The 3,738-nt window shown below is 44.4% G+C and carries 4 protein-coding genes; 2 read left to right on the forward strand and 2 right to left on the reverse strand.

What is annotated here, in order from left to right; all coding sequences use genetic code 11:
- The first annotated feature begins 47 nt into the window (after positions 1-47).
- On the forward strand, positions 48-1,514 hold the full coding sequence (locus tag CAG69_RS19775) for a sodium-dependent transporter (RefSeq protein WP_005398219.1): 1,467 nt from the start codon (positions 48-50) through the stop codon (positions 1,512-1,514).
- The gene (locus CAG69_RS19780; protein WP_005372963.1) at positions 1,511-1,606 is read left to right on the forward strand and encodes a MetS family NSS transporter small subunit; all 96 of its coding nucleotides are present in this window, start codon (positions 1,511-1,513) and stop codon (positions 1,604-1,606) included. Before CAG69_RS19775 ends, CAG69_RS19780 begins: the two co-directional genes overlap by 4 nt.
- A 63-nt stretch (positions 1,607-1,669) precedes the next feature.
- Here the strand turns inward: CAG69_RS19780 and CAG69_RS19785 are convergent, their stop codons facing one another.
- On the reverse strand, positions 1,670-2,071 hold the full coding sequence (locus tag CAG69_RS19785) for a hypothetical protein (protein ID WP_005396996.1): 402 nt from the start codon (positions 2,069-2,071) through the stop codon (positions 1,670-1,672).
- Positions 2,072-2,281: 210 nt separating this feature from the next.
- Entirely contained in the window at positions 2,282-3,712 is a 1,431-nt protein-coding gene (ptsG, locus tag CAG69_RS19790) for a PTS glucose transporter subunit IIBC (protein WP_006743155.1), read from the reverse strand.
- Positions 3,713-3,738: the final 26 nt, after the last annotated feature.

The raw sequence follows: 3,738 nt of genomic DNA on the forward strand, positions 1-3,738 counted from the left end.
GTTACGGAGAGAGCTTCATTCCTCAGGGAGTCGTATAGGAGTCAAATATGAAGCGAGAACAATGGGGATCCCGAGCGGGATTCATCTTAGCAGCAGTCGGGTCTGCTATCGGTTTGGGAAACATTTGGCGTTTTCCATACATGGCCTATGAAAACGGTGGCGGCGCATTTTTTATTCCTTACATTTTCGCCATGATCACGGCCGGTATTCCATTTATGATCCTTGAGTTCAGTATGGGACAAAAGTACCGAGGCTCAGCACCAAAAACGCTAGCGAAAATTCATTCTAAATTTGAATGGCTTGGCTGGTTCCAAGTTGGTGTTGCAGCAGTTATCGCCGTTTACTATGTTGCAGTTATCGGTTGGTCAATTTCTTACTTTGGGTTGTCGTTCACTCAAGGTTGGGGAACCGATACAAACGCATTTTTCTTTAGTGAGTACCTAAAGTTAGGTGATAACTCACCAACAGACTTAGGCAGTATTCAATGGAAGATTGCCTTATCTATGGTGATTGCTTGGGCTATTACTTACACCGCCATTGCCAAAGGCGTGAAATCAGGGATTGAGCGCGCATCTAAAATCATGATGCCAATACTATTTTTGATGGTGATTTTTTTAATCGGACGTATGGTTTTCTTGCCAGGAGCTTTGGATGGCGTTAACTACATGTTTGAACCCGATTTCAGCAAAATTTGGGATGTGAAAGTATGGGCAGCTGCGTACGGTCAGATCTTCTTTACCCTAAGCATCGGCTTCGCGATCATGCTGGCTTACTCTAGTTATCTGCCAGAAAAGTCAGACATCACGAATAACGCGTTTATGACCGTGTTGATCAACTGTGGCTTCTCCATCCTAGCTGGTATTATGATCTTCTCTGTCTTGGGTTATATGGCTCAAGAACAAGGTAAACCGCTAACAGAAGTGGTATCTGCAGGCGTTGGCCTTGCTTTTGTTACTTTACCTGCGGCAATTAACTTATTACCCGCACCATATATTCTTGGTCCTCTGTTCTTCTTTGCACTGGTGGTTGCTGGTCTAAGTTCGCACATTTCTATCATGGAAGCCGTAACATCCGCCATCATCGATAAGCTAAAGTGGAGCCGAAAAAAAGCTGCAAACGTTGTAATTGGAACTGGTTTTGTGGTTTCTATGGCGTTCGCAACAAATGGCGGTCTATTGCTGCTAGACCTAGTAGACCACTTTGCAAACAACGTTGGCATTATGGTAGGCGGCTTGGTTGAGATTGTATTGATGGCGTGGCTATTGAAACGCGTGCCTGAAGTACGTAATTACGTAAATGAGCGCTCTGATTTCTCTATTGGTCAATGGTTTGAGATCTGTTTACGCTTCGTAACACCGATTATGCTCGCCATTATCTTAGCGACTAAGCTTTATGCTTTATTTACTGAAGGCTACGGTGGTTATGATCTAACTGTAGGCTGGGCACTTATCGCCGCACTATTTATCTTTGGTCTAGTGATTAACGCAGTGAATCGCAAGGAGACAGCGAAATGACAATCAGCGCAATTATTATGATGGTTATTGGTTTAGGTATCACTTGGGGCGGCGCTGCCGTTTGTATCAAGCGAGCCATGGATAAACAATAGCAGTATTGCATTCCAAACAAAAAACGCCGGTATTTACCGGCGTTTTTTTATGTTTCTTTTATTCTAGAAACTGTATTTGATGCCAACGGCACCACCAAGTTGTAAGTCAGCACCTTTGTAAAGATCTAGCTCTGGGTGTATTTGACCATAAAGATCCCAACCGCGTGATAAATCCCAGTTCACACCGAGAGGTACACGCACGCCAAACTCATCATCCCATTCATACCAACCACCAACGCCAACATACCAGGTCACAGGCATGTTTTGATCGAATGTTCCACGTTTAGCGATGTAATCAAACGCCATACCATCGTTACCGATAATGCCGCGATACTTATTATCTAACTCAACAACAACACTCAACTGTTGATCGACAGCCATACCAACAGACAAGTTCGTTGGCTCATTTGCCGCCATTGCGGTACTAGAAACTAGTCCTGCTAATAAAATTAATTTGCTCTTCATACACGTTATCAATTATTAAAAAAACATCATGCGCTATTCAAACATAGTGGTGTTTCAATATGTCAACGATGAGTAAGCGCGATGTATGAAAAGACTGGCAAAAGTAAAGATGAGTTTAGGATCACACTCAGAAAGCACTTTTAGCAATGAGAGAGGAACTAAAAAAGGAGGCCGAAGCCTCCTTTTATTCATTGTTATGAATGACGGTGATTAGCCGTGGTTACGGATCCACTCATCCATTTCAGTTTTTAGGTTGTCAGACTTAGTACCGAAGATAGCCTGAACACCACCTGCAACAACTACAACACCAGCAGCGCCAAGTTGTTTCAGTTTGTCTTGGTCAACAGCTGCTGTATCTGCAACCGCTACACGTAGGCGAGTGATACATGCGTCTAGACCAGTAATGTTAGCTTTACCACCGAACGCTGCAACCAGTTCACCACCCATGTCAGAGCCAGAAGTTGCTGCCGCACTTTCTGTTTCATCTTCACGACCAGGAGTTTTTAGGTCAAGTGCTGTGATTACGCCACGGAACACTACGTAGTAAATCACTGCGTATACTAGACCAACAGCAATCATTAGACCCATCTTCTGAGCGTTACCAGATAGAACTAGGAAGTCGATCAGACCGTGAGAGAAAGAAGTACCGTGTACAAAGCCTAGAGTGTTAGAAACAATGTATGCAGAACCAGCTAGTAGAGCGTGGATACCGTATAGTAGTGGAGCAACGAATAGGAATGAGAATTCGATAGGCTCAGTAATACCAGTTAGGAATGAAGTCAGTGCAGCTGACGCCATGATACCCATTACTTTTGCGCGGTTTTCTGGTTTAGCACAGTGAGCAATTGCGATTGCTGCAGCTGGTAGACCAAACATCTTGAACATGTAACCACCCGCTAGCTGACCGAAGCCATTACCAGCAGCACGAGATGCTTCATCAGCAACTAGGTAACAAGTTAGTACGCCGTTTTGAGCTTCACCAGCAGCGTTAACACAAGAACCAGCTTCGAAGAAGAACGGTACGTTCCATACGTGGTGTAGGCCGAATGGGATTAGAGAACGCTCTACAACACCGTAGATACCGAATGCTAGTTGTGGGTTTTGGTGCGCAGCCCAATCAGAGAATGCAGAGATTGCACCGCCAATTGGTGGCCAAATTACAGAAAGGATAACACCAAGGATGATCGCTGCAAAACCAGTGATGATAGGCACTGCACGCTTACCAGCGAAGAAGCCAAGATACTCTGGAAGTTGAATTTTGAAGAAACGGTTGAATGCCCAAGCAGCCACACCACCGACAAGGATACCACCTAGTACACCTGTATCGATTTTCTCAACACCCATAACACCCGCCATTACACCTAGCGTTGCCGTCATGATGCCGTAACCAACGATTGCTGCAAGACCAGCAACACCGTCGTTATTAGTGAAGCCTAGAGCTACACCTACTGCAAATAGAAGTGCCATTTGGCCGAATACGGAACCACCAGCTTGTTCCATAAGATTAGAAACGATCTCTGGAATAAAGCTTAGATGGGCAGCACCCACACCTAATAAAATACCTGCAACTGGTAAAACTGATACTGGAAGCATCAGCGCCTTACCAACTTTTTGCAGGTTAGCAAAAAGGTTCTTAAACATGTTTATGCTCCTGATAAATTTATAAG

Origin of the sequence: Vibrio sp. V43_P6S15P86 (assembly GCF_009904725.1) — a bacterium.
In the GTDB taxonomy this organism is placed as follows: domain Bacteria; phylum Pseudomonadota; class Gammaproteobacteria; order Enterobacterales; family Vibrionaceae; genus Vibrio; species Vibrio diabolicus.

Excerpts from the sequence above, each read along its gene's own strand:
- CAG69_RS19780 (WP_005372963.1), top strand. The coding sequence starts at position 1,511 with ATGACAATCAGCGCAATTATTATGATGGTTATTGGTTTAGGTATCACT.
- CAG69_RS19775 (WP_005398219.1), top strand. The coding sequence starts at position 48 with ATGAAGCGAGAACAATGGGGATCCCGAGCGGGATTCATCTTAGCAGCA.
- CAG69_RS19785 (WP_005396996.1), bottom strand. The coding sequence starts at position 2,071 with ATGAAGAGCAAATTAATTTTATTAGCAGGACTAGTTTCTAGTACCGCA.
- ptsG (WP_006743155.1), bottom strand. The coding sequence starts at position 3,712 with ATGTTTAAGAACCTTTTTGCTAACCTGCAAAAAGTTGGTAAGGCGCTG.